General features: G+C 69.9%; 25 protein-coding genes and 1 tRNA gene. 10 read left to right on the forward strand and 16 right to left on the reverse strand.

Annotated features, from left to right (window positions below; genetic code table 11):
* The gene (locus tag ACX80I_RS04135) at window positions 1-1,062 is read right to left on the reverse strand and encodes a polyprenyl synthetase family protein (protein WP_459343856.1); all 1,062 of its coding nucleotides are present in this window, start codon (window positions 1,060-1,062) and stop codon (window positions 1-3) included.
* 126 nt (window positions 1,063-1,188) lie between these two features.
* Here ACX80I_RS04135 and idi point away from each other — a divergent pair, with 126 nt between their 5' ends.
* Both idi and ACX80I_RS04145 read left to right on the forward strand, forming a co-directional pair.
* Complete coding sequence (gene idi / locus ACX80I_RS04140; RefSeq protein ID WP_459343857.1) at window positions 1,189-1,797, forward strand: isopentenyl-diphosphate Delta-isomerase; 609 nt, start codon at window positions 1,189-1,191, stop codon at window positions 1,795-1,797.
* 78 nt (window positions 1,798-1,875) lie between these two features.
* Window positions 1,876-3,075 (forward strand): acetyl-CoA C-acetyltransferase, encoded by a 1,200-nt coding sequence (locus ACX80I_RS04145; RefSeq protein ID WP_459343858.1) that lies wholly within the window; start codon window positions 1,876-1,878, stop codon window positions 3,073-3,075.
* Window positions 3,076-3,179: 104 nt separating this feature from the next.
* On the opposite strand, the gene rplL is transcribed toward ACX80I_RS04145, so the two are convergent.
* The 8 genes from rplL to ACX80I_RS04185 all read right to left on the reverse strand — a co-directional run bounded on the left by rplL (window position 3,180) and on the right by ACX80I_RS04185 (window position 8,585).
* Entirely contained in the window at window positions 3,180-3,560 is a 381-nt protein-coding gene (rplL, locus tag ACX80I_RS04150) for a 50S ribosomal protein L7/L12 (RefSeq protein ID WP_133082401.1), read from the reverse strand.
* 57 nt (window positions 3,561-3,617) lie between these two features.
* A complete protein-coding gene (gene rplJ / locus ACX80I_RS04155) occupies window positions 3,618-4,217 on the reverse strand; it encodes a 50S ribosomal protein L10 (protein WP_459343859.1) in 600 nt (199 codons plus the stop codon).
* A 265-nt stretch (window positions 4,218-4,482) separates the two neighbouring features.
* Complete coding sequence (locus ACX80I_RS04160; RefSeq protein ID WP_459343860.1) at window positions 4,483-5,574, reverse strand: GNAT family N-acetyltransferase; 1,092 nt, start codon at window positions 5,572-5,574, stop codon at window positions 4,483-4,485.
* Between the two features lie 101 nt (window positions 5,575-5,675).
* Window positions 5,676-6,380: a 50S ribosomal protein L1 gene (gene rplA, locus ACX80I_RS04165; RefSeq protein ID WP_459311669.1), complete on the reverse strand. Its 705-nt coding sequence runs from the start codon at window positions 6,378-6,380 to the stop codon at window positions 5,676-5,678.
* Window positions 6,381-6,527: 147 nt separating this feature from the next.
* Window positions 6,528-6,959 carry a 50S ribosomal protein L11 gene (gene rplK, locus ACX80I_RS04170; protein ID WP_087030133.1) on the reverse strand — a complete coding sequence of 144 codons (432 nt, stop codon included), beginning with the start codon at window positions 6,957-6,959 and terminating at the stop codon, window positions 6,528-6,530.
* Between the two features lie 123 nt (window positions 6,960-7,082).
* Complete coding sequence (gene nusG, locus ACX80I_RS04175; RefSeq protein ID WP_459343861.1) at window positions 7,083-7,997, reverse strand: transcription termination/antitermination protein NusG; 915 nt, start codon at window positions 7,995-7,997, stop codon at window positions 7,083-7,085.
* Window positions 7,998-8,101: 104 nt separating this feature from the next.
* Window positions 8,102-8,359: a preprotein translocase subunit SecE gene (secE, locus tag ACX80I_RS04180; RefSeq protein WP_225437453.1), complete on the reverse strand. Its 258-nt coding sequence runs from the start codon at window positions 8,357-8,359 to the stop codon at window positions 8,102-8,104.
* Between the two features lie 153 nt (window positions 8,360-8,512).
* Window positions 8,513-8,585, reverse strand: a tRNA-Trp gene (locus tag ACX80I_RS04185).
* Between the two features lie 305 nt (window positions 8,586-8,890).
* Between ACX80I_RS04185 and ACX80I_RS04190 the strand changes: the two genes are divergently transcribed.
* Window positions 8,891-10,126 (forward strand): pyridoxal phosphate-dependent aminotransferase, encoded by a 1,236-nt coding sequence (locus ACX80I_RS04190; protein WP_459343862.1) that lies wholly within the window; start codon window positions 8,891-8,893, stop codon window positions 10,124-10,126.
* Between the two features lie 8 nt (window positions 10,127-10,134).
* Here the strand turns inward: ACX80I_RS04190 and ACX80I_RS04195 are convergent, their stop codons facing one another.
* Together ACX80I_RS04195 and ACX80I_RS04200 are read right to left on the reverse strand one after the other, a co-directional pair.
* The gene (locus ACX80I_RS04195) at window positions 10,135-10,815 is read right to left on the reverse strand and encodes a LuxR C-terminal-related transcriptional regulator (RefSeq protein WP_459343863.1); all 681 of its coding nucleotides are present in this window, start codon (window positions 10,813-10,815) and stop codon (window positions 10,135-10,137) included.
* Window positions 10,816-10,937: 122 nt separating this feature from the next.
* Window positions 10,938-12,245: an ATP-binding protein gene (locus ACX80I_RS04200; RefSeq protein ID WP_459343864.1), complete on the reverse strand. Its 1,308-nt coding sequence runs from the start codon at window positions 12,243-12,245 to the stop codon at window positions 10,938-10,940.
* A 124-nt stretch (window positions 12,246-12,369) separates the two neighbouring features.
* On the opposite strand from ACX80I_RS04200, the gene ACX80I_RS04205 reads away from it, so the two are divergent.
* The 4 genes from ACX80I_RS04205 (at window position 12,370) to ACX80I_RS04220 (ending at window position 15,540) form a co-directional block, all read left to right on the forward strand.
* A complete protein-coding gene (locus tag ACX80I_RS04205; RefSeq protein WP_459343865.1) occupies window positions 12,370-14,025 on the forward strand; it encodes a PspC domain-containing protein in 1,656 nt (551 codons plus the stop codon).
* Window positions 14,022-14,276: a hypothetical protein gene (locus ACX80I_RS04210; protein ID WP_459343866.1), complete on the forward strand. Its 255-nt coding sequence runs from the start codon at window positions 14,022-14,024 to the stop codon at window positions 14,274-14,276. The genes ACX80I_RS04205 and ACX80I_RS04210 overlap by 4 nt, the downstream gene beginning before the upstream one ends.
* A gap of 105 nt (window positions 14,277-14,381) precedes the next feature.
* On the forward strand, window positions 14,382-14,624 hold the full coding sequence (locus tag ACX80I_RS04215; protein WP_459343867.1) for a PspC domain-containing protein: 243 nt from the start codon (window positions 14,382-14,384) through the stop codon (window positions 14,622-14,624).
* A gap of 112 nt (window positions 14,625-14,736) precedes the next feature.
* On the forward strand, window positions 14,737-15,540 hold the full coding sequence (locus ACX80I_RS04220; RefSeq protein ID WP_459343868.1) for a carotenoid biosynthesis protein: 804 nt from the start codon (window positions 14,737-14,739) through the stop codon (window positions 15,538-15,540).
* A gap of 107 nt (window positions 15,541-15,647) precedes the next feature.
* Here the strand turns inward: ACX80I_RS04220 and ACX80I_RS04225 are convergent, their stop codons facing one another.
* The 3 genes from ACX80I_RS04225 to ACX80I_RS04235 are packed head-to-tail and all read right to left on the reverse strand — an operon-like array spanning window position 15,648 to window position 18,702.
* The gene (locus ACX80I_RS04225) at window positions 15,648-16,376 is read right to left on the reverse strand and encodes a DUF305 domain-containing protein (protein ID WP_459343869.1); all 729 of its coding nucleotides are present in this window, start codon (window positions 16,374-16,376) and stop codon (window positions 15,648-15,650) included.
* A 35-nt stretch (window positions 16,377-16,411) separates the two neighbouring features.
* Entirely contained in the window at window positions 16,412-17,839 is a 1,428-nt protein-coding gene (locus ACX80I_RS04230; protein ID WP_459343870.1) for a phytoene desaturase family protein, read from the reverse strand.
* Window positions 17,836-18,702: a UbiA family prenyltransferase gene (locus tag ACX80I_RS04235; RefSeq protein WP_459343871.1), complete on the reverse strand. Its 867-nt coding sequence runs from the start codon at window positions 18,700-18,702 to the stop codon at window positions 17,836-17,838. The genes ACX80I_RS04230 and ACX80I_RS04235 overlap by 4 nt, the downstream gene beginning before the upstream one ends.
* Before the next feature lie 233 nt (window positions 18,703-18,935).
* Between ACX80I_RS04235 and ACX80I_RS04240 the strand changes: the two genes are divergently transcribed.
* The 3 genes from ACX80I_RS04240 (at window position 18,936) to ACX80I_RS04250 (ending at window position 21,135) form a co-directional block, all read left to right on the forward strand.
* Window positions 18,936-19,961 (forward strand): 6-phosphofructokinase, encoded by a 1,026-nt coding sequence (locus tag ACX80I_RS04240; protein WP_459343872.1) that lies wholly within the window; start codon window positions 18,936-18,938, stop codon window positions 19,959-19,961.
* A 7-nt stretch (window positions 19,962-19,968) separates the two neighbouring features.
* Window positions 19,969-20,688 (forward strand): GNAT family N-acetyltransferase, encoded by a 720-nt coding sequence (locus ACX80I_RS04245; protein WP_459343873.1) that lies wholly within the window; start codon window positions 19,969-19,971, stop codon window positions 20,686-20,688.
* Window positions 20,689-20,766: 78 nt separating this feature from the next.
* Complete coding sequence (locus ACX80I_RS04250; RefSeq protein WP_459343874.1) at window positions 20,767-21,135, forward strand: DoxX family protein; 369 nt, start codon at window positions 20,767-20,769, stop codon at window positions 21,133-21,135.
* A 16-nt stretch (window positions 21,136-21,151) separates the two neighbouring features.
* On the opposite strand, the gene ACX80I_RS04255 is transcribed toward ACX80I_RS04250, so the two are convergent.
* Window positions 21,152-21,631: an ankyrin repeat domain-containing protein gene (locus ACX80I_RS04255; protein WP_459343875.1), complete on the reverse strand. Its 480-nt coding sequence runs from the start codon at window positions 21,629-21,631 to the stop codon at window positions 21,152-21,154.
* Window positions 21,628-22,716 (reverse strand): CAF17-like 4Fe-4S cluster assembly/insertion protein YgfZ, encoded by a 1,089-nt coding sequence (gene ygfZ / locus ACX80I_RS04260; RefSeq protein WP_459343876.1) that lies wholly within the window; start codon window positions 22,714-22,716, stop codon window positions 21,628-21,630. The genes ACX80I_RS04255 and ygfZ overlap by 4 nt, the downstream gene beginning before the upstream one ends.
* Window positions 22,717-22,750 lie beyond the last annotated feature (34 nt).

Consider the following 22,750-nt stretch of genomic DNA (forward strand, 5'->3'; position numbering starts at 1 on the left):
TCAGTGCACCCTGTCCACGACGGCCGTCACCACGGGGTGGAGGGCGGACCGCAGTGCGGAGGGCACGACGTCGGAGTCGAGGTGGGTGCGGGCGCGTGCGGCGTACTCGGCGGCGAGGTCAGAGGAGTAGTCCTTGGCACCGCTGTCGACGAGGATGCGCCGGACGAAGTCGGCGTCCGCCGCGGACATCCCGGGACTGCCGACCAGGGCCGAGATGTCCTCCCATTCCGGCCGCGCGGAGACGTAGGACAGGAGCGCGGTCCGCTTGCCCTCGCGCAGGTCGCCCCAGTTCGTCTTCCCGGTGCGTGTCTCGTTCCCGAAGACACCGAGCAGGTCGTCCGCGATCTGGTAGGCGATGCCGGCGTCCCGCCCGAAATCACCGAGGCGGGCGATGAGCTCCTCATCCGCGCCGGCGAGGACCGCGCCTGCCTGCAGGGGGCCCTCGAAGGAGTAGACGGAGGTCTTCAGCCGGGCCATGTCGACGATGGCCTCCAGGGACGGCATAACCGGATCCAGGGAGGTCTCGATGTCGAGGAACTCCCCCGCGGCGGACGCGAAGACCGCCTCGTCGAGGATGTCCCCGAGCCGGCGCCTCACCGCGGGAGGCGCCTCGACCCGCTCGAGCAGCCGGTAGGCGTTGGAGAGCGCCAGATCCCCGGCGATGACCCCGGCGGAGAGCCCGACGTGGTGCGCTCCCTCGGGTGACATGCCTGCCCCCTCGGCGAGGGTGCGGTAGCGGCCGGAGACGTTCGGGATCCCGCGGCGGACGAAGTCGCGGTCGATCACGTCGTCGTGCACGATCAGGGCCGTGTGGAGCAACTCGAAGGCGGCACCGACCTCGGCCGCATTGGCGAGGTCGCGGCCGCCGAGCATCTGGTAGGCGGACATCACCATGCGGGGCCGGAATCGCTTCCCGCCGGCGGTACACCGCTCGAGGGTCTCCCAGAGGGCGTGGTAGCCCGGTCCGATCCTCGCGGCGCGGGCCTTGGACTCCTCGAAGAACCGCTCCAGCGCACTCTCGACCTGTTCGAGCCCGGCGGGCTCGACCAGCAGAGTGTCCATGTCCATAGGTAAAGTAAACAACGGATATGGCGCCCTGACGACACGTGGGGTGTATACAGCCGGGCGGCCGCCCGGCTGGAGCGAACCCCGCGTACCGCCCGGACGATCAGCGAAAAGAGTGCCACGATGGCGAGCGAAGCAGGATACACGGTGCAGCGGACGGGCATCGACGGCGCTACGGGTCCGGGGACCGAGGTCGTGGTGCTGCTCGCCGAGGACGGCAGTCCCGTCGGAACGCATTCCAAGGCGACCGTCCACACGCTCGACACCCCCCTGCATCTGGCCTTCTCCACGCACGTGTTCGACGACGCCGGGCGCATCCTCGTCACGCGCCGCGCCCTCGGCAAGAAAGCCTGGCCCGGCGTCTGGACCAACTCCTTTTGCGGGCACCCCGCACCCGACGAGCCGTTCGAGGACGCTGTCCAGCGGCGCGCGGCCCAGGAGCTCGGCTTCAGGGTCGCGGACATCCGGCCCGCACTGCCGGAGTTCAGGTACCGCGCCGTGGACGCCTCGGGCATCGTCGAGAACGAGATCTGCCCGGTCTACACGGCCGTGGCGGACGGTCCCGTGGCTCCGCTGCCCGCCGAGGTCATGGACTACCAGTGGGTCGGTGCCCGCGACCTCGTGCGCGCCGTCACCGCGACGCCGTGGGCCTTCAGTCCCTGGCTCACCCTGCAGCTCCCCCTGCTCTACCCGCAGGGCGCCGACGGCCCCGGGCCCCGCGACATCCCCTGACGCCGACGCGGCAGAAGCGCCACCGAAAAGTCCTAGTCTGGTAGCGGCACCATTTCAACGACGAAAGAGAGTTTCGCCATGGCGACACCCACGCCATCCCCCGACGACGTCGTCCTCGTGGGAGGCGCCCGCACACCCCTCGGGCGCCTCAACGGGCAGCTCGCCTCCTTCACCGCCGTCGAGCTCGGCGCACTGGCCATCACGGGAGCGCTGGAGCGCGCGGGCGTCGCCGCCTCCGCCGTGGACGCCGTCATCATGGGCCACGTGGTCCAGGCCGGCTGCGGCCAGAACCCGGCCCGGCAGTCCGCGGTGAAGGCGGGCATCCCCTGGAACGTCCCGGCCGTCACCGTCAACAAGGTCTGCCTCTCCGGGCTCACCGCCGTGATCGACGCCGCCCGCCTGATCCGCGGCGGCGAGGCGCGTGTCGTCGTCGCCGGAGGCCAGGAGTCGATGACCCGCGGACCCCACCTGCTGCCAGGCTCCCGCCAGGGCTGGACCTACGGGTCCATGGCCGCCCTCGACTCGGTGGCGCACGACGGCCTGACCGATGCCTTCGACGACGAGTCGATGGGAGCGTCGACGGAGCGCGGGAACGTGCGCCTCGAGATCGACCGCACCGCCCAGGACGCGGTCGCGGCGGCATCGCACCAGCGCGCGGCCGCCGCGACGGACGGCGGCGTGCTGACCGAGGAGATCGTGCCGGTCCGGGTGCCGCAGCGCAAGGGCGACGACGTCGTCCTCACCACCGACGAGGGCATCCGGCCGGCCACCACCGTCGAGTCCCTCGCGAAGCTCCGGCCGGCGTTCAATCCGGACGGCGCGATCACGGCGGGCAACTCCTCGCCCCTGTCCGACGGCGCCGCGGCGCTCGTCGTGACCACGCGCGCGTACGCGGAGGAAGCCGGACTGACGGTGCTGGCCGTCGTCGGCCGGCCGGGCCAGGTCGCGGGACCGGACAACACGCTCCACTCGCAGCCGTCCGAGGCGATCAAGCAGGCCCTCGGGCGGGCCGGCTGGACGGCAGAAGACCTCGACTTCATCGAGATCAACGAGGCGTTCGGGTCCGTGGCCGTCCAGTCCCTCAAGGACCTCGACTACCCCCTGGAGAAGTGCAACATCCACGGCGGGGCGATCGCCCTCGGCCACCCCATCGGTGCGTCCGGCGCGCGGCTCGCCCTCCACGCCGCGCTGGAGCTGGCACGCCGGGGCACCGGCAGGTCCGCAGTGAGCCTCTGCGGCGGCGGCGGCCAGGGCGAAGCACTCCTCCTCTGGCGCTGACCGCTCCGTCCCGGAACACGAAAGAGCCCCGCTTCGCGAGAAGCGGGGCTCTTTCGTGTACTGCGGCGGCACCGGCCTGCGCCGGGCTACGGGTGCAGCGGGTGTTACTTGAGGGTGACGGTGGCGCCGGCAGCCTCGAGGGCCTCCTTGGCCTTGTCTGCGGCTTCCTTGGTGACGCCCTCGAGGACGGCCTTGGGGGCGCTGTCGACAACGTCCTTGGCTTCCTTGAGGCCCAGCGAGGTGAGGGCGCGAACTTCCTTGATCACTGCGATCTTCTTGTCGCCAGCAGCCTCGAGGACCACGTCGAAGGAGGTCTGCTCCTCTTCGGCGGCTTCGCCGGCTCCGCCACCGGCGGGGCCTGCAACTGCAACGGCAGCAGCGGTGACATCGAAGGTCTCCTCGAACAGCTTTACGAAGTCCGAGAGTTCAATGATGGACAGTTCCTTGAAAGCTTCAATGAGCTCTTCGTTGGTGAGCTTCGCCATGGGAGGCGTCCTTCCTTTAGTGGTGCACTGCACCGGAGTGTGGGGATCGAAGGGAAACTAGTTCGCTTCGGTTGCTGCGGCTTCCTCGGCGGGAGCCTCCGCGGCAGCTTCTGCAGGAGCAGCGGCTTCCTCGGCAGCGGGAGCGTCAGCGTCGGCTGCAGGTGCAGCGCCGCTTCCCTCCTCGAGCTTGATGCGCAGTGCATCGACGGTGCGGGCCAGGGCGGACATCGGTGCCTTGAGGACACCTGCCACCCGGGCGAGCTGGAGTTCGCGCGACTCGAGGGCTGCCAGTGCAACGACCTCGGATGCGTCGAGGGCCTTGCCCTCGAAGATTCCAGTCTTGATGACGAGCTTCGGGTTGGCTTTCGCGAAATCCGTGAGGCTCTTGGCCGCAGCAACGGCGTCACCCTTGATGAAGGCGATCGCGGTGGGTCCGGACAGCTGGCCATCGAACGCGTCGATGCCGGCTTCCTTTGCCGCAATGCCCGTCAAGGTGTTCTTGACGACGGAGAACTTGGTGTCCGTGCCAAGGGCACGGCGCAGGTCCTTGAGCTGAGCAACAGTGAGCCCGCGGTATTCGGTCAGGACAGCCGCGGTGGAGTCCTTGAAATCGGTGGTGATCTCGTCCACTGCAGAAACCTTTGTTGGCGTTGCCATAACCCTCCTTCCGGGGAATATGCGCCGGTCTTCCAGCTCCAATAAAAAACGCCCCGCGCAGATGCACGGGGCTTTGCTCGACACGGGCACAGGCCGGTGGAGAGGAGCTTCGTTCACCTGCGTAGGCCGTCCCTCACGGGAACTTTCGGATCCTGTTCCTTTTCCGGGCCGCGCAGGAGTGCGCTGCAGGAGAGTGGAGATGGATCGACCGACGGTCTTTGGTAGTTAAAGCGTACGCGACCCGGCGGACTCGGCCAAATCCACGCTAGGCGAGGGTCTTCTGCCAGCCGGCCGTGCGGCCCGACGGACGGAAGCCGAGTGCGACGTTGATGCCGAGCATGGAGGTGTTCTCCTCGGCATTCCACGTGTAGATGCGCTGTGCCGTCGGCCATTCGTCGAACACGCGCCGCAGGTTCGCCGCCTTCAGCCACAGGCCCAGTCGATGCCCGCGGTGCCCGCGGAGCACCAGGGTGTCCTCCTGGTAGACCACGGCGGGCTTCGACTCCGACCGGTCGAGAATGGTGTGCCCCACCAGCTGCCCGCTCGCCGTGTGGCGGACGGCGCAGACCAGGCTCGAGGCGCCGGCGGTCCGGGAACGGTCTTCCTCCCGCCGGATGCGGTCGGCGTCCCACGCCTCCTCCTCCTGGGCGAAGCCGCCGAGCGGCGGATCGGTGCTCATCCTCCGGCGCAGGAGCGCATAGTCGTCGAGAAGGTCCTCCGGGCAGCTGTCGGTCCAGCCCACGAGGTCGTAGTCCCCCGACCCTCCGGCGCGCGCCTCGCGCTCCTGCCGGGCGACGCCGTCCCGCCCGCCCTCCACGGCGGCGAGGTGGAGGACGCTCTGCCGATCCACCTGCACAAGCTCGAATCCCGACCGCATGGCAAGGATGGCTGACGGATCGGTTGCCGGGAACGAGCCGGCGCCCGAGACCGGCATGAGGACGGGACCGGCCTCCGGCCCCTCATCGGCACGCGCGTCGCTCCAGGCCATCGCGATGGAGCGGCCCCGGTCCGCCATCTCCTGCTCCGCGAAGGCAAGGAGCGCGGTGGCGATCCCCTGCCTCCGGTGGGACGGCAGGACCGCGATCTGCATGACGGCGCTCCGCAGGTTGTCCCTGTGCGGGATGCCGATGCCCACGTTCGCGACGATGGTGCCGCGATCCCTCGCGACGGCCAGGACGAACTCCCGATCCGCCGTCGGCTGGTCCCTGGCGAGCCGCTCCGCCGGATCCATGCCGTGGTCGTCGTGGCCCCAGATCGCACGCTCGACGGCGTCCGACACGCGGGCACTCTGTTCGAAGTCGTCCCCCTCGGGCCCGGCGAGGGTCTCGGGGACGCGGAGCAGGCTGATCGCCGTCATGCGCCGAGCATAGCCCTACCGGTCGGGGTCCCGGCCGGGCCGGACGCCCTTAAACGCAGAAGCCCCGCGGCTCGCGCCGCGGGGCTTCTGCAGGGTCGGCCTTAGGAGGCGAAGACCTTGGTGACGTTCGGGTCGACGGGGATGCCGGGACCGAAGGTGGTCGAAACCGTTGCCTTCTGGATGTAGCGGCCCTTCGAAGCCGAAGGCTTCAGTCGGAGGATCTCCTCGAGTGCTGCGGCGTAGTTCTCGCCCAGCTTCTGCTCGTCGAAGGAGACCTTGCCGATGATGAAGTGGAGGTTCGAGTGCTTGTCGACGCGGAAGTCGATCTTTCCACCCTTGATGTCGGTGACAGCCTTGGCGACGTCCGCCGTGACCGTACCGGTCTTCGGGTTCGGCATCAGGTTGCGGGGGCCGAGGATCTTTCCAAGGCGTCCCACCTTGCCCATGAGGTCAGGGGTTGCAACCGCGGCGTCGAAGTCGGTCCAGCCACCGGAGACCTTCTCGATCATGTCGTCGGAGCCGACGAAGTCAGCGCCGGCCGCGATGGCCGCCTCTGCCTTCTCGCCGGTCGCGAAGACCAGGACACGGGCGGTCTTGCCGGTGCCGTGGGGAAGGTTCACGGTGCCACGGACCATCTGGTCCGCCTTGCGGGGGTCCACTCCGAGACGGAAGGACACCTCGACCGTGGCGTCGAACTTGGAAGGGTTGGATTCCTTCGCGAGGACTACCGCTTCGAGGGGGGCGTACTGCTTGTCCGCCTCGATCTTCGCGGCAGCGTCCTTGTATGCTTTGCTGCGCTGTGCCATCTGCTTGTTCTCCTTATGCAGTCGTGGTCTGCGGACCGCGCCGGGCCCTGCCACTCACGCCGTCGTCCGCGGGATGCGGCGCCGTCGTGCTGTGAAATGGTGGTGTGCCCTGTCCGGCAGTGCCGGACGGAGCGGGAGGAAGGGGTATTAGCCCTCGACCGTGATGCCCATGGAGCGGGCGGTGCCGGCGATGATCTTGGCAGCTGCCTGGACGTCGTTGGCGTTGAGGTCTTCCATCTTCATGGTGGCGATCTCTTCGACCTGGGCGTTGGTCAGCTTGGCAACCTTGACGGTGTGCGGCGTGCCCGAGCCCTTGGCGACTCCGGCTGCCTTCTTGATCAGCTCGGCTGCCGGCGGGGTCTTGGTGATGAAGGTGAACGAGCGGTCCTCGTACACCGTGATCTCTACGGGGATGACGTTTCCGCGCTGGGATTCCGTGGCGGCGTTGTATGCCTTGCAGAATTCCATGATGTTGACACCGTGCTGGCCAAGCGCGGGACCAATCGGAGGAGCCGGGTTGGCGGCGCCTGCATTGATCTGCAGCTTGATGAGGCCGGTGACCTTTTTCTTGGGGGCCATGAAAGGGTCCTTCTCTTGCATTGCGTTCCCGCGGGACAGGAGCGTCCCGCAGGGTGGTGGCCGTCATGGCGTGACGGCCTTCACGACGGTTCCCGGCCAAGCACGCCGGGATTCGTCGAAGCTTTACTGGATCTTGGTGACCTGGTTGTAGGAGAGCGTGACCGGGGTCTCGCGCTCGAAGATCGAGACGAGCACGACGAGCTGCTGCGACTCGTGCTTGATCTCGGAGATCGTCGCCGGGAGGGTCTCGAAGGGACCCTCGTTGACGGTGACGGACTCGCCGACCTCGAAGTTGACGGTGGCGGGGGTGAACTGGGGCTGGACCGGCTTGCCCGACTCGGCGTCGGTGTGGACGATCGTGTGCTCGAGCATCGAGAACACCTCGTTGAGGCTCAGCGGGACCGGGTTGTGGGCATTGCCCACGAAGCCGGTGACGCCCGGCGTGTGGCGGACCGCACCCCAGGACTCGTCGGTGAGTTCCATGCGGACCAGCACGTAGCCGGGGATGCGCACGCGGTTGACGATCTTCCGCGTGGTGTTCTTGATCTCGACGACCTCTTCCATCGGCACCTGGATCTCGAAGATGTAATCTTCCATGTCCAGCGTCTGGATGCGGGTCTCGAGGTTCGCCTTCACGCGGTTCTCGTAGCCTGCGTAGGAGTGGATGACGTACCAGTCACCCTCCTGGCGGCGGAGCCGAGCCTTGAAGGCGGCAACGGGGTCCTCGGCGGGAGCTTCCTCCGAAGCCTCCCCGGCCTCGTCCGCGTCGGATGCGGCGGCATCGTCGACGGCGTCCGAGGCGGTGGCCTCGATCTCGTCGTCGTCGGCATCCGCGTCTACGTCGTCACCGGTCTCCACATCGTCGGCGAGGAGCCCGTCCTCGGCGGCGACATCGGTAGCGGCAGGGTAATCAGCCGCGTCGGAGTCGTCCGCAGGCACGTCGGGGTCGAAGGCGTCGACCTCCGCCTCCGTTCCGTACTCCTCGTTCTCCAGACCATCTTCGGGAGTGATCTGCCGTTCGAGTTCTTGCTCGGACACCTAGCCGCCTGCTTTCTGACATTCTTCGAAAGTTGTTCTGCTTGCCTGTACTCGGCCGGACACGTCAACAGCGGTGCCGGAACCCGCATTCCCGGAGGACGGCGTCAGCTGTCGCCGAAGACCCACACCGCGCCGGCCCCGAACAGGAGGTCCAGGGCGGTCACGAGGAGCATCATGATGACCACGAAGGCGAGGACGGTGATGGTGAACCGAACCAGTTCCCGGCGGGTGGGCGTGACGACCTTCCCGAGTTCCGCGAGGACCTGGCGGATGAACAGCATGATGCGTCCGAAGAACCCGCGCTGGGGAGCCTTCTTCTCGGAGGGGCTTCCCTTGGAGCTGCTCGCAGCCGTATCGGTCACCGTCAACCTCATCAATCTGTGTGGTGTTCCAGCCGGACCACCAGTGGCGCCCCCAGCTGATCATGTTTACCGCCGCGCGGGGCCTGTGCCTGCGCCGGGGCTTCGTGATCTGTTTCTGCCGGGCCTTCGCGATCCATCCGCGAAGGCCACGCGCAGGGCAGACAGGACTCGAACCTGCAACCTGCGGTTTTGGAGACCGCTGCGCTACCAATTGCGCCACTACCCTTTGGTTCGAAACCGATACAGCGTCCACTCCGGCCGGCCCGGTGCGGGCAGGAACCATCATGGTGTTTCAACACCGAGGATCAAGTCTACGCAATCACCGCCGGAACGTCGAACCGGGGGACTCGGACCGCGCCCCGGAGCGGGTCGGGCGGTCCCCGAATAGGGCCCGAACAGTCGCCAGCCCGCCCCGGACGGGCCCGCCCGGGGTGCCCCCGGCCCACGACGCGGCGACACCCGATGCGGTCCCGGGCCGGGGCCACCGCCTAAGCTGGAAGCTGCCACGAAGACCTCACGGAACGGGACCCGATGAACGCGACGACCGACGACTCCACCCGCGCAGCCCTCCCCCGGATCTCCCGGCGGATCGGCTCGATCGCGGAGTCCGCAACGCTGGCCGTGGATGCGAAGGCGAAGGCTCTCAAGGCTGCGGGCCGGCCCGTCATCGGTTTCGGTGCCGGCGAACCGGACTTCCCGACGCCGGACTACATCGTGGAGGCCGCGATCGCGGCCGCCCGCCAGCCCCGTTTCCACCGCTACTCCCCCGCCGGCGGCCTTCCCGAACTGAAGCAGGCCATTGCGGAGAAGACGCTGCGCGATTCCGGCTACGCCGTCGACCCCTCGCAGGTGCTCGTGACCAACGGCGGCAAGCAGGCCGTCTACGAGTCCTTCGCCACCCTCCTCGACCCGGGGGACGAGGTCCTCGTCCCCACGCCGTTCTGGACCACCTATCCGGAGGCCATCCGGCTCGCGGGCGGCGTTCCGGTCGAGGTGTTCGCCGGACCCGAGCAGGGCTACCTCGTGACCGTGGAACAGCTCGAGGCGGCGCTGACGCCGCGCACGAAGGTGCTGCTGTTCGTCTCGCCCTCGAACCCCACCGGAGCGGTGTACGGCGCCGACGCGGTCCGCGAGATCGGCGAGTGGGCTGCTGCACGTGGGCTGTGGGTGGTGACGGACGAGATCTACGAGCACCTGACGTACGACGGCGTGCCCTTCACGTCGATCGCGACGGCAGCTCCCTCCCTCGGGGACAGGGTGGTCATCCTCAACGGTGTGGCCAAGACGTATGCGATGACCGGCTGGCGCGTGGGCTGGATGGTCGGTCCGAAGGACCTCGTCAAGGCTGCGACGAACCTGCAGTCGCACGCGACGTCGAACGTGTCGAACGTGCCCCAGATGGCGGCCCTCGCCGCTGTCTCCGGGCCGCTGACGGCGGTCGACGAGATGAAGGTGGCCTTCGACCGCCGCCGCCGCGCCATGGTGGCGGCCCTGAACGAGATCGAGGGCGTCGAATGTCCCACCCCGCATGGCGCCTTCTACGCCTACGCGGACGTGCGGCCGCTGCTCGGCCGGAGCTTCGACGGCGTCACCCCCGCCACGTCCGCCGAGCTCGCCGCGCTGATCCTGGAGAAGGTCGAAGTCGCCGTCGTGCCCGGTGAGGCCTTCGGGCCGAGCGGCTACCTCCGTCTGTCCTACGCGCTCGGCGACGAGGACCTCGCGACGGGCGTGGGACGCCTGCAGGAGTTCCTCGGTTCCGCCCGGTAGGCACCTCCTCAGAGCAGCTTGCGCTCCGTCGCCCAGCGCGTGAGTTCGTGCCGCGAGGACAGCTGCAGCTTCCGGAGCACGGCCGACACGTGCGTCTCGACGGTCTTCACGGAGATGAAGAGTTCCTTCGCCGTCTCCTTGTAGCTGTAGCCGCGCGCGATGAGCCGCATGACTTCGAGTTCGCGTGCCGAGAGGCGGTCGAGTTCGTCGTCGACGGCGACCGACGCGGTCCCGAACGCATCCAGGACGAAACCGGCGAGCCGCGGGGAGAAGACGGCGTCCCCCGAGGCGATACGCTGCACGGCGTCGGTGATCTCGGGGCCGGAGATGGTCTTGGTGACGTAGCCGCGCGCACCGGCGCGGATGACGGCGACGACGTCCTCGGCGGAATCCGAGACACTGAGGGCCAGGAAGCGCGATGTCGTGCCGAGGGTGCTGCAGCGGTGGATGACTTCCGCTCCCCCGCCGCCGCGGCCTCCGGGCAGGTGGACGTCGAGGAGGACGACGTCGGGCGCCGTGGCACCGATCACCGCTTCCGCCTCCTCGACCGTCGCTGCCTCGCCAAGGACGCGGATCACGGGCCCGAGCGCGGCCCGGAGGCCGGAGCGGAAGATCCCGTGATCGTCGACGATGACCACGGACACCGTCCCCGGTACTGCCGCGTCCGCAGGTAGGTTCTCGCTGTCCACGTGTCTCCCACTTCCTGGCCGTTCCCCGGCCGTTGTTCCCTCTGTCTGTTCCCTCTGCCTGTTCCCTCTGCCTGTTCCCTCTGTCGCGCCCCTGTCATGCCCTGCCGTGGCGCGGCGGTGGCCTACGCGGCGCTTCCGGCCTGCCGCGGCAGCCGGAGCCGTACCTCGGTGCCGTCCCCGTCGCTGCGGAGCTCGGAGGACCCACCATGGCGGAGCATCCTGCTGGTGATGGACTCCCGGATCCCGAGGCGGTCCGCCGGGACGGCTGCCGGGTCGAAGCCGCTGCCCCTGTCCCGAACGAACACCTCCACGGAGCCCGGGCCCGCCTCGAGGTAGACGGAGACGGCGCCTCCCGCGTGCTTCGCCGCGTTCAGCATCGCTTCCCTCGCTGCCTGCGCCAGGGCGTCCTCGCCCGCTCCCAGCACTGCATCGCCGACGGCGACGACCGTGACGGGGTGCCCGTAGCGGTCCTCGATCTCGCCCGCCATCCCGCGGAGGCGTTCGGCGAGGCTGCCGGGGTCCCTCGCCGGGTCCGCGAACAGCCACTGGCGCAGTTCACGCTCCTGCGCGCGCGCCAGGCGCAGCACGTCCGTCTCGGAGTCCGCGCGGTTCTGGATGAGCGCGAGGGTCTGCAGGACGGAGTCGTGCAGATGGGCCGCGATCTCGGCACGCTCCGTCTCCCGCACCCGGGCCGCCCGCTCCATCTCGAGATCGCGCCAGAACTTGAGGCCCCACGGCGCGAGGACCAGGACGACGCCGGCGAGGACGGCGAGCACCGCGACGAGGGTGGCCATGGTCAGCGTCCACGAGCCGCTGCTGGACAGTGCGACGAGTACGCCGGCGATGACGAGCACGATGCCCGCGAGCAGGCGCAGCACCCCACCCGCCCGTCCGGCCCCCGCACGGTTCATCACCCTGGCCCGACGCACGGCGTCGAGCTGGGACCAGGCAAGGGCGGCACCGGTCGCCACGACGGCGATCGGGACGAGGAAGCCCCAGTTCACCGGCAGCCCCAGCAACTGCACCACGATCACGGCCGCCGCGACCAGCAGCACCGTACCGAACAGGACCTCCCGCCGCCCGGCGCGCAGGGTCCGCTCGCGCCATGACTCGGGATCGAACGGGCCCGCCGCCGGACGGGATGCGGCTGTCCCGGCCCGCGTGTCCGGCCGAGTCTTCCCGTTCTTCGCGCCGACGTCCTGCATGAAGGCGGCCGGGCCTGTCGGCCGTCCGTGTTCCGCGGCCTTGTCCGCCGCCGTCGGGACGAAGATCCAGAGCCATGCGTACAGGAAGACCCCGGCGCCGGACGCCAGGGTCAGCACGGCCATGCCGATGCGGACCCAGGAGCGCTTGACCCCGAGGTGCACGGCGAGCCCGGCGCAGACGCCGGCGATCACGCCGTCGGATCTGCGCAGCAGCGGGGGCCTCATACCCCCATCCAAGCACGACGGCGGGCGCTCGGGGCCGTTCCCCGGTGCCAATCAGGGTCTAATCAGGGTCCGCTCAGGGTAGGCCCCGATAGCCGCGCCGAGCGGCCACCGGAAGGATGGGAACATGACTTCAGCACCCTCACCAGGCGGGCCGTCCTGGCAGCATGAACCGGCCGCATCGCATCAGGCGGAACGTCCCGCCTCGTCCTCGTTCTTCCGCTGGATCCGGGGCCTCGACATCACCCGGACGCCGGACCGCTGGGTGGGGGGTGTCGCAGGTGGCGTCGCCCGCCGCACGGGCCTCGACCTGGCCCTCGTCCGCGGCCTGATCGTGGTCCTCGCGGTCTTCGGCGGCATCGGCGTCCTGCTGTACGGGCTCGCGTGGGCGCTGCTGCCGGAACCCGATGGGCGCATCCATGTCGAGCAGGCCGGGCGGGGCTCCTGGACCTCCGGGCTGACGGGAGCCGCCGTGCTCGTGGCGATCGGCCTGTGGCGCCCGGACGTCTCCGCCCATGACGGCGGAGCCGGTGGCCTGCTGTGGACGCTGTTCTGGATCGGGGCCGTCGTCCTCTTCGTCTACTGGATCGCCAATCGGTCCGGCAGGGGCGGCGCCCGTCCCGGCAGCTCGTACCCGGGCCCCACCGGCGGTGGATCCGGCCAGCCGCAGCCCTTCGGCCCGATGCCCTATGGTCCGGCGGAACGCCCGGCACCCCCGGCACCCCCGGCTCCCGGCCCGTCCAGCGGCCCGTCGGGGCCCGGCTACGGACAGTCAGGAGCATCCGGCGCGTCCGCCTTCTCCGGGGAACGTGCAACCGGATCGGATCCCGGAGACGTCGACGGCGATCCCGCCGAGGGCTCCCCCGATGCGTCCCCGGAACCCTCGCCTCAGTCCTCTCCTCAGTCCTTCACGCAGACCTATCCCCTGCCCTACCAGCCGGCACCCTGGGCCACGGGGCCCGGTTACCCGGCGGCCGACGCCGCATGGTCCTCGTACGCGGGGGAACCGGAGAACGTCCCTCCGGCCGTCGCGAACCACCGAACCAGCCGCATCCGGCCCTCCGGATCGGTGACGGCCCTCCTTCTCGGCGGGGCGACCATCACCGCGGCGGTCCTCCTCGTGCTGGACTACACGCGCATCCTCGACGTCACCAACCCGGCCGCGGTGGCGCTCGCAGCAGCCGCCATCGTGCTCGCGCTCGGCATCGTCGGACTGGGCGTGCGGGGACGGAGCTCGGGCCTCGTGGGCGTCACGGCTGCGCTGGCGACCCTCGGCGCGCTCATCGCATCCCTCACCATCGTCGGTGGCTCCTGGGTCGTCGCGCAGGAGACGACGGCCACGCCGGCGTCACTCCAGGCGGCGTCCGACGGCTACAGCGTCATGGCAGCGCAGGCCACGATCGACCTCACCGGCCTGCCCTCACCCGCACGGGACGTCGTGGTCCCGGTGAACTCCCTCGCCAGTGACGTCACCGTCATCGTTCCGCAGGACGTGCCCGTCGAGGTACGCACCCGGATGGCCCTGGCCAATGCGGACGCCCTGGGAACGACGGCGGACCCGGACACCCTGTCACCCGCCTTCCGGGGCGACGGAGGTGTCCTCCAGTTGGGCAGGGGCCAGCTGAACCCCGACGCCACAGGGGCCGCTCTTATCCTCGATGTGCGGGGCGCCATGAGCAACATCACCATCCTCACCGCAACCGATACCGATACCCGTACCGGTATCGATGGCACCTTCCCGCCGCAGAGCACCGGAACCACCACTACAGGAGACGCGCCATGAGCACATCGATCACCGGGCCGGAACGCCGCCCCCGCGTCGTCACCATCGTGTGGGGAGCTCTGATCCTCGCGGTCGCCGGCCTGGTCCTGCTCGGCCAGTTCGTCGCACTCGACATCGACCCCGTGGTGGTGGCGCTCGGCCTGCTCATCGGCGTCGGACTGTCGCTCGTCGCCGGGGGCATCCTGTCCCTGCGGACCCGCACGACGACCGACGGCCAGGACGACGACGCGGTCCACGCTCCGGAATACTGAGCGGACACCGGCCACGTCAGCACCATCCGCTCCTCCCTACCCGCACCTGTCCCTTCCAGACTCCGTCCCTCTTTCCAACCTCCGTCCCGATCGAAAGGCACTCCGATGCAACCCCTCTACAGCTTCCTCCGCTCCTCCCCCATCAAGCGGGCTCCCGGCGGCATCCTCGGCGGCATCGCGTCCGGGATCGCACGGCAGTACGGCTGGCGCGTGAGCTACGTGCGCATCGCGATGCTGCTCAGCTTCCTCCTCCCGTTCATCGGCCTCCCGCTCTACCTGGTCCTGTGGCTCCTGCTGCCCAAGACCGACGGCAGCATCGCCCTGGAGCAGCTCCTCAGGCAGCGTTAGGGACCGGCCGGCAGAAACCGTCCTGCACGAACGTAAGGGGCATCCGCACTTTTCCGCGGATGCCCCTTCCTCTTGCGTCCAGGACCGTCACGTACCTGCAAGGATGGATGCCGTGCCGAAGACCTCCACCCCCCGCAGCTTCCCCCGCCTGCTCATCGCGTCCTGCGCGTTCCTCTTCGTCTCCGGCTACTTCGTGGTGCGGTTCCCGGACGTGGACGGCGCGAGCTATGCGTCCTACGGCTTCAACCTGCTGATCGCGCTGCCGGCGTTCGTCGCCCTGGTACGGCAGTTGGGTAGCGCCCGCGGCGCGGCAGCGCTGGTGGCGGTGTCCGTCTTCGGCTACCTGATCGAAGGATTCGGCGTCGCGACGGGCGTGCCCTACGGCGATTTCCACTACGGGGATCCGCTGGGTCCCACGATCCTCGGCCTCGTGCCGTACCTGTTGCCGCTCTCGTACGTCCCGCTGGTGATCGGCGCGGTGGCCGTGGTGTCGGGCACCGGAACGGCCCTGCGCAGGATCGTCCTCGGTGGACTGCTGCTGGTCGTAATCGACGGTGTCCTGGATCCGGGAGCCGTCGCCCTCGGCTTCTGGATCTGGGAGGGCGGCGGTCCGTACTACGGCGTGCCGCTCTCGAACTACGGCGGCTGGCTCCTCTCGGGGATTATCGCCTCCGCGCTCGTCACGTGGATCGGAGGGAGTCGCCTCACCGACCGCGCGCTGCAGCCGGGCCTGCTCGACAGCCTGCTCGTCTCGATGTTCCTCTGGCTGGGTGTCTGCATCTTCTCGGGGCTCGTCTTCCCCGCCGTGCTCGCCGCCGGACTGATCATCCTGCTGGTCCGCCGACGCCTGCGGCTCGCGCATGCGGTCGACCCTGTGCCTCGCGGCACGACAGGACTCGCAGCGCCGCGCCACTGATCAGGCGCCCCTGAGCAGGCGCCACCGAGCAGGCGCCCCGGAACGGCCGCCCCTCCCCTAGGGACGGGGGTCACCTCCACCGTTGCCGACAGGAGGTGCGGAACCGATCAGAGGTCCTCGAGGAGGCCGGCCATCTGATCGATCTCGGCCTGTTGCGTCTCGGCGATGGTCTCGGCCAGCCGGATGGCGTCCGGGTCCTGGCCGTCGTCGATCTCGTCCTGCGCCATGGCGACCGCGCCCTCGTGGTGGGCGGTCATCGATTCGAGGAACAGGCGCGATGCCTCATCGCCTTCGGCGGCGTCGAGTTCGGACATCTGGTCCTCGCTCATCATGCCGTCCATCGATCCGGCGGAAGGGTCCGAGTCGGAATCGGGGCCGGAGTCCGAGCCGGAGTCCATGGCGTGGCCTTCCATGCTCCATCCGGCCTCGGCGGATTCACCCCACGCCTCGAGCCAGCCGGTCATGGTCGCGATCTCCGGCTCCTGGGCGTCCCTGATCGCAGTCGCGAGGTCCAGCACCTCCGTGCTGATGCCGTCCTTCGACAGCATCATGTCGCTCATCCCGACGGCCTGCCGGTGGTGCGGGATCATCATCTGCGCGAACATCACGTCCGCGTCGTTGTGCTCCTCCGGCGCAGCGTCCGCGCCGGAGGTGGCACCGTCCGCGCCGGAGGTCGGAGCAGAGGCGCCGGCGGTTGGAGCAGAGGCGCCGGAGGTCGGAGCAGAGGCGTCGGAGGTGTGGCCGGTGTGGGTGTCGCTGCCGCCCGAGGAGCCGCAGGCGGTAAAGGCGAGGGCCGTGGCGAGGGCCAGGGCGGACAGGGGGACGCGGCGCTTCATGGTGTATCGGATCCTTCGGTACTCGGGTGGAGCGGTCAGGCGGGAGACCCCAGGCGGGCCAGCAGCTTCTGGGTGGACATCATCGCCCCGCCGAGAACTGCCGGCAGGCCTCCCCCGGGGTGGACCGAGGCGCCGACGCGCCAGAGCCACGGCCGCAGCGGATCCGAGTACCCCGGGACGTGGAAGGGGCCGCTCAGCCACGCCGGATGGACGGCCCCGTAGAGCGCACCGCCCGCGGAACCGTGCTCGCCGAAGTAGCCGGGATCCAGGATCTCGTAGGCATCGAAGTACTGCTCGACGGGCACGGGCAGCCCCAGCACCTGTGTGGTCCGGTCCAGTTCGCGGCGCACCAAGGGATCCTCGAGGGAGTAGCTCCTGCCGTTCGCCGGCGCGGTGAGGAGCAGCGCGAGGGTCGCCGACGCATTCGGGTAGACGCCGTGGGCCGGATAGTAGTTGGCGAAGGCCATGGTCTGCTCCGGTTCGTCCCCGGCTTCGAGGCTGGCGTAGAGCGCAGCGGGATCGTCGGGCAGGATCACGCCGTGGCGCGCGGTCCCCTCCGGGAGCGGTTCGGCGAGGACGGCGTAGATCCCGACGGCCGAGCAGGTGAGCTTCCTCGGTGTGCGCGGGCGCCGGCCCGCCAGCAGGCCGGTGAGCCGGGAGGCATCGAGCCCGCTGACGACGGCGTCGGCCGGGTAGGTCCCGGCTGCGGTGACCACCCGCCGTCGTCCGATGCGCTGCACCGGCTCTCCCGTGCGGATTTCCACGCCGGCGTCGACGGCCAGCCGCTCCAGGGCCAGCACCAGCTCATAGACGCCGCCCTCGGGGATCCAGACGCCGTCGTTCGCCATGATGGCGGGCATGCTCGCGTACAGCGCGGGCGTGCGGGTGGGGCTGACGCCGGCGTTGAGGGTGTGGATCGCGATGACCTCGCGCAGCCCCTCGGGCAGCCAGGGCAGGCTGTCGAGGTAGCTCCGCGTGGTGAGCCGGCGTCCGTACAGTCCGGCCAGCCTTGCCAGTGCGGGATACGCGGCCTGCTCCAGCGGTCCCGTGGTCAGCAGGCGCGAGATGTCGCCGCCGAGGATGCCGTGCTCGGCGGCGAAACGCTCCCACGCCGCGTGCCAGGGGTGCCCCTCCGGAACGGGCAGGGCGCACTCCTCGCCCCGGTAGTAGTAGGTGCCGACCTCCGGCAGCCGCTCCAGGCGGAGGGCCGCGACGTCCGCAGCGCTCGCGGCACCGGACGGTGCGACGGCGTCGAGCCGGCGCAGGAGTTCCTCCCAGACACCCGGGAAGGTGAACAGGGACGGACCGGTGTCCATGCGCTGTCCCGCCACCTCCACGCGACGGCTCTTCCCGCCCACGTGCCCGGCGGCCTCGAGCAGGGTCACGCCGTGGCCCGCCCGTCCGAGCAGCGCGGCGGCGGTCAGCCCGCCGATCCCGCCCCCGACGACGACGACGCGGCTCACCGGTAGAGGCCCAGCGTCAGGGCGGCCACGAGCTGCACGCCCGCCACGGTCCCGGCCACATAGGGGAAGGCGATCGAGTACCGGTACAGCCGGTGGCCCGTTTCGGGGCGGGGGTCGCGGTACAGGCCCAAGAGCAGCCAGCCGGCGATGAGCGCGTTGACGACGGCGACCGGGATGTTGACGAGCGCGAAGCACACCGTCGCCGCAGCCCACCACGCGCCGCTCCAGGCCACCACGCCGCGAGCGCCCAGCCTGACCGCCGTCGTCGTGATGTCCGCTCCCCTGTCCTCGTCGATGTCCTGGACGGCGTCGTAGGTGTGCTTGGCCGCGCTCCAGGCCATCAGGCCGATCGCGGCGGCCCAGACCGGCTCGTCGCCGAGGGCGTAGGGCACGAAGACCAGGGGGAAGGCGTAGGCGGCGTTGCTGATCGAATCGAGGTAGGGCCGGGCCTTGAAGCGCAGTGGAGGCGCGGAGTAGAAGATGAAGACGAGCGCGTACAGCGCGAGCCAGGCGAGTGCCGCCGGGGGCAGCGTCGCCGCGAACCAGGCGAGGAACGGCACGTTGGTGACGAGGACCCAGAGCCAGATCGCCCGGACCTCGGAGGCCCGGATCCGGGCGCCCTCGAGCGATCCCTTGCGCGGGTTCAGGGCGTCCGTTTCCTGGTCGAAGATGTCGTTCACGCCGTAGATGAGCAGGTTGAACGGCAGCGTGAGCCAGACCAGGAGGGCGAGGACCTCCCCGTCCCAGAAAGCGTCCGTGAGCCACATGCCGACGACACCGGTGCCCAGGGTGTTGATCCAGAGGACCGGTCGGGAGATATGGACCATGCGCAGCGCCGCTGGCGCGAAACCTGCCTGGGGCACTGCTGCGTCCTCCTCGGACCGGCGGGGGCGCAACGGACGGGTGGAGGCCGCTCGTGCGCCGGGTGCCCCCAGCCTACGTGCTTCCGGGACGGGCGCGACGCATCGAGGGGTGCGGGCCGGAGACCGATGTGACGCAGTCGGGTGGGCTTCCGCGGTGTGTCTAGAATCATAGCTGGGCCCGACGGCGTGCTCCTCAAGGACCATCCACCCCTCGTCGAAGGAACCCCAGCCACATGAAGATCGGAATCCTCACCAGCGGCGGCGACTGCCCCGGGCTGAATGCCGTCATCCGCGGCGCGGTGCTCAAGGGCATCAAGGTGCACGAGCAGGAGTTCGTCGGATTCCGGGATGGCTGGCGTGGCGTCGTCGAGGGCGACGTCATCGACCTTCCCCGCCACGCCGTGCGCGGCATCTCCAAGCAGGGCGGCACGATCCTCGGCACCTCGCGCACCAACCCCTTCGAGGGCAAGGGCGGCGCGGAGGCCATCAAAGACAACATGGCGCGCCTCGGCATCGACGCGATGATCGCGATCGGCGGCGAAGGCACCCTCGCCGCGGCGAAGCGGCTCACGGACCTCGGCCTAAAGATCGTCGGAGTCCCCAAGACGGTCGACAACGACCTCGATGCCACCGACTACACCTTCGGTTTCGACACAGCTGTCCAGATCGCGACCGAGGCGATCGACCGGCTCCGCACCACCGGCGAGTCGCACAGCCGCTGCATGATCGCCGAGGTCATGGGCCGGCACGTGGGCTGGATCGCCCTGCACGCCGGCATGGCCTCGGGCGCCCACGCCATCCTGATCCCCGAGCAGCAGACCAGCATCGAGCAGATCGCCGAGTGGGTCGCCACCGCGAACGCCCGAGGACGCGCGCCCCTCGTCGTCGTCGCCGAGGGCTTCGTGCCCTCCCACATGGAGCAGGCGCACTCCGAGCGCGGCCTGGACACGTTCGGCCGGCCTCGTCTGGGCGGCATCGCCGACCAGCTCGCGCCGGAGTTGGAAGCACGCACGGGCATCGAGACCCGCGCGACCATCCTCGGCCACATCCAGCGCGGCGGCGTCCCGACGTCGTTCGACCGCGTGCTCGCCACCCGCCTCGGGATGGCCGCCGTCGACTCCGTGAAGGACGAGCTGTGGGGCACCATGGTCTCCCTCCACGGCACCGAGATCGCGCATGTCGGCTTCGAGGCGGCGCTCGGCAACCTCAAGCGGGTTCCGCAGCACCGCTACGACGAAGCCGCGATCCTGTTCGGCTGAGGTCCCCGTGGAACTCGACCCCGGTACGGTCTCGATCATCCAGCTCGCCTGGTCGCGTCTGCTGGGGCTCGACGACGGCGCGCTCGCCGACGGCGGCGAGAATCGCCTGTACAGCATCGACGACGACGCCTCCGTCCTGACGTTCGTGACACTGTTCGGCCGGGAGGTCCTTCGGGGCCCAGCGTGGGCCGTGGACGCGGGGAGGCACCTACCAGCCCTGGAACTGCGCAGCTCCTCGACCCTGCTCACGCTCAGCCGGAACCATGGCGGGCGCGGCCTCGGCGAGGCGCAGCTCTACTTCTGCGACGCCCTGCCCGCGTTCGAGGGTCCGTCGGCCGTCGTGTCCAGCGAGGCCGGCCTCGTCCGGGCGCTCGAGCGGCTGTGCCCGCCCGACGACGTCGCGGAGGCGGACCTCAGCGGCCTGGAGCACCCGTTCGTCCTCGTCGACGAGGGCGACCAGGAGTCGGACGAACCGACTCCCCTGGCCGGCGCGGGCTACGACATCTGGGAGGGCATCCTGGCCCATCTCGCGGTCCTCACGCCGCCCGAGCATCGACGGAAGGGCCACGCCCGGCGCATCACCGCCGTGGCCGTCGAGGAGGCCATGGCCGCAGGACTGGTCCCGCAGTGGCGCGCAAGGACCGACAACACCGCATCCCAGCGGACCGCCCGCCGTGCGGGGTTCGCCTTCGCCGGGACGCAGACGTCGGTGCTGCTCGATCGCTGACCCGCTCCGGGCGAAACTGTAGCCAAGGCAGCCCGAGGGGAGCATGCTTACCCTGTCGGGGCTTCGGGAGGAGAAGTCATGAATATCGCACTGTGGATCGTGGCCGGCGTCCTGGCAGCCTTCTTCCTCGCTGCCGGTGCCACGAAGACCTTCCAGCCCATCGACAAGCTGGTGTCCCAGGGGCTGACGTGGGCGAAGGACAAGCCGGGCTACGCGCGCACCGCTGGTGTGTTCGAAATCCTGGGTGCTCTGGGGCTGATCCTCCCCGGCATCTTCCGGGTGGCCACGTTCCTGATCCCGGCAGCAGCAATCGGGCTGGCGTTGATCATGGCGCTGTCGATCGCGTTCCACCTCTCGCGGGGCGAGAAGGGATTCACCATCAACATCGTGGCTCTGCTGCTCGCGCTGTTCGTGGCCTGGGGACGCGCCACCGGGTGGGCCCTGTAGGCAGCGGTCGGTACAGCTAGCCGAACAGCTCGACGAGCTCCGTCCGGCCGAACATCTCGGCAGCGGCACGGGCGGACGGAGTCCCCGCGTCGGGGTCCGCTCCGGCGTCCACAAGGAGCCGGACCACGTCCGTGTGCCCCTTGAAGACGGCGCCCGCCAGGGGTGTCTGCCCGCGGTCGTTGGCTTGGTCGGCATCGGCGCCGCGGCCCAGGAGGTCGCGCACGATGGCCGGGTGCCCGTTGTAGGCGGCGAGCATGAGCAGGCTGTCGCCGGCGGTGTTGGTCAGCGTGACCGGCACTCCTGCGTCGAGGTACCGCGCCAGGAGCCCGCTGTCCCCCTGGCGTGCAGCATCGAACAGCGCGTGGGCCAGGGCGATCGCGGCCGCCGCCCCCGCGTCGTCGCCGGTACCACCCGGTCCCGCGTCGCCGTCCCTACTGTCGGTGTTCACGCCGGCAGAGGTGTCCGAGCCCGCACCGCCGTCGTTCCCGGCGCTCATCGCGGCCCCCTCAGGAATCCGGTGGCCCGCCCGACGACCTGCCCAGCATCCGGTGCCACGATGACCTCCTGGCCGGCGGCGTACAGCTCCTCGCCGTCCTGCACCAGGAGGTCGGCGGACGCGTCGGCGGAGCGCTTGAGCACGGCGAGGGCGATGGGCCCCATCTCGTAGTGGTGGCCGACCGACGTCACGCGGCCCACGGTGCGGCCCTCGCTGAGGACGGCGCTCCCTACGGCCGGAAGCGTGTGCTGGCTGCCGTCGAGGTGGAGAAAGGTCAGCCGGCGTGGCGGGTGACCGAGGTTGTGGACGCGCGCGATGGTCTCCTGCCCCTTGTAGCACCCCTTCGCGAGGTGCACGGCGGTGCGCAGGAGGTCGAGTTCGTGGGGGATCGTCTTCTCGTCCGTCTCGAAGCCGTGCCGGGGCCGCCAGGCGGCGATGCGCAGGGCCTCGGCCGCGAGTGAACCGGCCAGGGCGAGCCCCGAGGAGGCGACTGCCGCTTCCAGACCGTCGCGCGGCACGAGGTACTCGAACCAGGGCCGTTCCCGTCCGGGGTGTCCGGCGTCGTCGACCGTCGAGTAGGCATAGCCACCGGCCCCGGTGGAGGGCCAGGGATCGTCCCAGACGAGGACGTCATCGCCCAGTTCGGGCAGGGCCCGGGTCGCGCCGAGGACAGCCCAGGCATCGGTGGCGTCCGTGACCTCGACGCGGAGCATGAACTTCATGCGCTCGAGCCAGGCGGCGAGCGGCGCCGCCTCGCTCCCCTCGGTGATGAGCCAGGCGACGGCGCCGTCGTCCACGACATGGACCGAGTGCTCGATGCGGCCCTGCACGGTGAGGAGCAGCGTCTCGGAGCTCTGTCCGGGCCGGAGGCCGAGGAGCAGCTGCGAGGACAGTGTGTTGAGCCAGCTGAGGCGGTCGGGACCGGAGACCGTCACGACGCCGCGGTGCGAGAGGTCGACGACGGCCTGACCGTCGGCGAGGAGACGCTGTTCACGGAAGGGGTCGCCGTAGTGGGCGGCGACGCCGGCGTCCGGTCCGCCACCCTCGACGGCACCGGGACGGCTCAGGAGCGGGCTTGGGATCATGACGGTATAACGCCTTCCGGGCAGGACTATTCCT

The organism is Arthrobacter rhamnosi, assembly GCF_054510855.1.

Coding starts and splice junctions, on each gene's coding strand:
- ACX80I_RS04200 (WP_459343864.1), bottom strand. CDS start 12,245: ATGAGGCCCCCGCTGCTGCGCAGATCCGACGGCGTGATCGCCGGCGTC.
- ACX80I_RS04160 (WP_459343860.1), bottom strand. CDS start 5,574: ATGACGGCGATCAGCCTGCTCCGCGTCCCCGAGACCCTCGCCGGGCCC.
- ACX80I_RS04210 (WP_459343866.1), top strand. CDS start 14,022: ATGAGCACATCGATCACCGGGCCGGAACGCCGCCCCCGCGTCGTCACC.
- ACX80I_RS04240 (WP_459343872.1), top strand. CDS start 18,936: ATGAAGATCGGAATCCTCACCAGCGGCGGCGACTGCCCCGGGCTGAAT.
- ACX80I_RS04225 (WP_459343869.1), bottom strand. CDS start 16,376: ATGAAGCGCCGCGTCCCCCTGTCCGCCCTGGCCCTCGCCACGGCCCTC.
- rplA (WP_459311669.1), bottom strand. CDS start 6,380: ATGGCACAGCGCAGCAAAGCATACAAGGACGCTGCCGCGAAGATCGAG.
- rplJ (WP_459343859.1), bottom strand. CDS start 4,217: ATGGCAACGCCAACAAAGGTTTCTGCAGTGGACGAGATCACCACCGAT.
- ACX80I_RS04135 (WP_459343856.1), bottom strand. CDS start 1,062: ATGGACACTCTGCTGGTCGAGCCCGCCGGGCTCGAACAGGTCGAGAGT.
- ACX80I_RS04205 (WP_459343865.1), top strand. CDS start 12,370: ATGACTTCAGCACCCTCACCAGGCGGGCCGTCCTGGCAGCATGAACCG.
- rplL (WP_133082401.1), bottom strand. CDS start 3,560: ATGGCGAAGCTCACCAACGAAGAGCTCATTGAAGCTTTCAAGGAACTG.
- ACX80I_RS04190 (WP_459343862.1), top strand. CDS start 8,891: ATGAACGCGACGACCGACGACTCCACCCGCGCAGCCCTCCCCCGGATC.
- ACX80I_RS04250 (WP_459343874.1), top strand. CDS start 20,767: ATGAATATCGCACTGTGGATCGTGGCCGGCGTCCTGGCAGCCTTCTTC.
- ACX80I_RS04255 (WP_459343875.1), bottom strand. CDS start 21,631: ATGAGCGCCGGGAACGACGGCGGTGCGGGCTCGGACACCTCTGCCGGC.
- ACX80I_RS04145 (WP_459343858.1), top strand. CDS start 1,876: ATGGCGACACCCACGCCATCCCCCGACGACGTCGTCCTCGTGGGAGGC.
- idi (WP_459343857.1), top strand. CDS start 1,189: ATGGCGAGCGAAGCAGGATACACGGTGCAGCGGACGGGCATCGACGGC.
- ygfZ (WP_459343876.1), bottom strand. CDS start 22,716: ATGATCCCAAGCCCGCTCCTGAGCCGTCCCGGTGCCGTCGAGGGTGGC.
- ACX80I_RS04215 (WP_459343867.1), top strand. CDS start 14,382: ATGCAACCCCTCTACAGCTTCCTCCGCTCCTCCCCCATCAAGCGGGCT.
- rplK (WP_087030133.1), bottom strand. CDS start 6,959: ATGGCCCCCAAGAAAAAGGTCACCGGCCTCATCAAGCTGCAGATCAAT.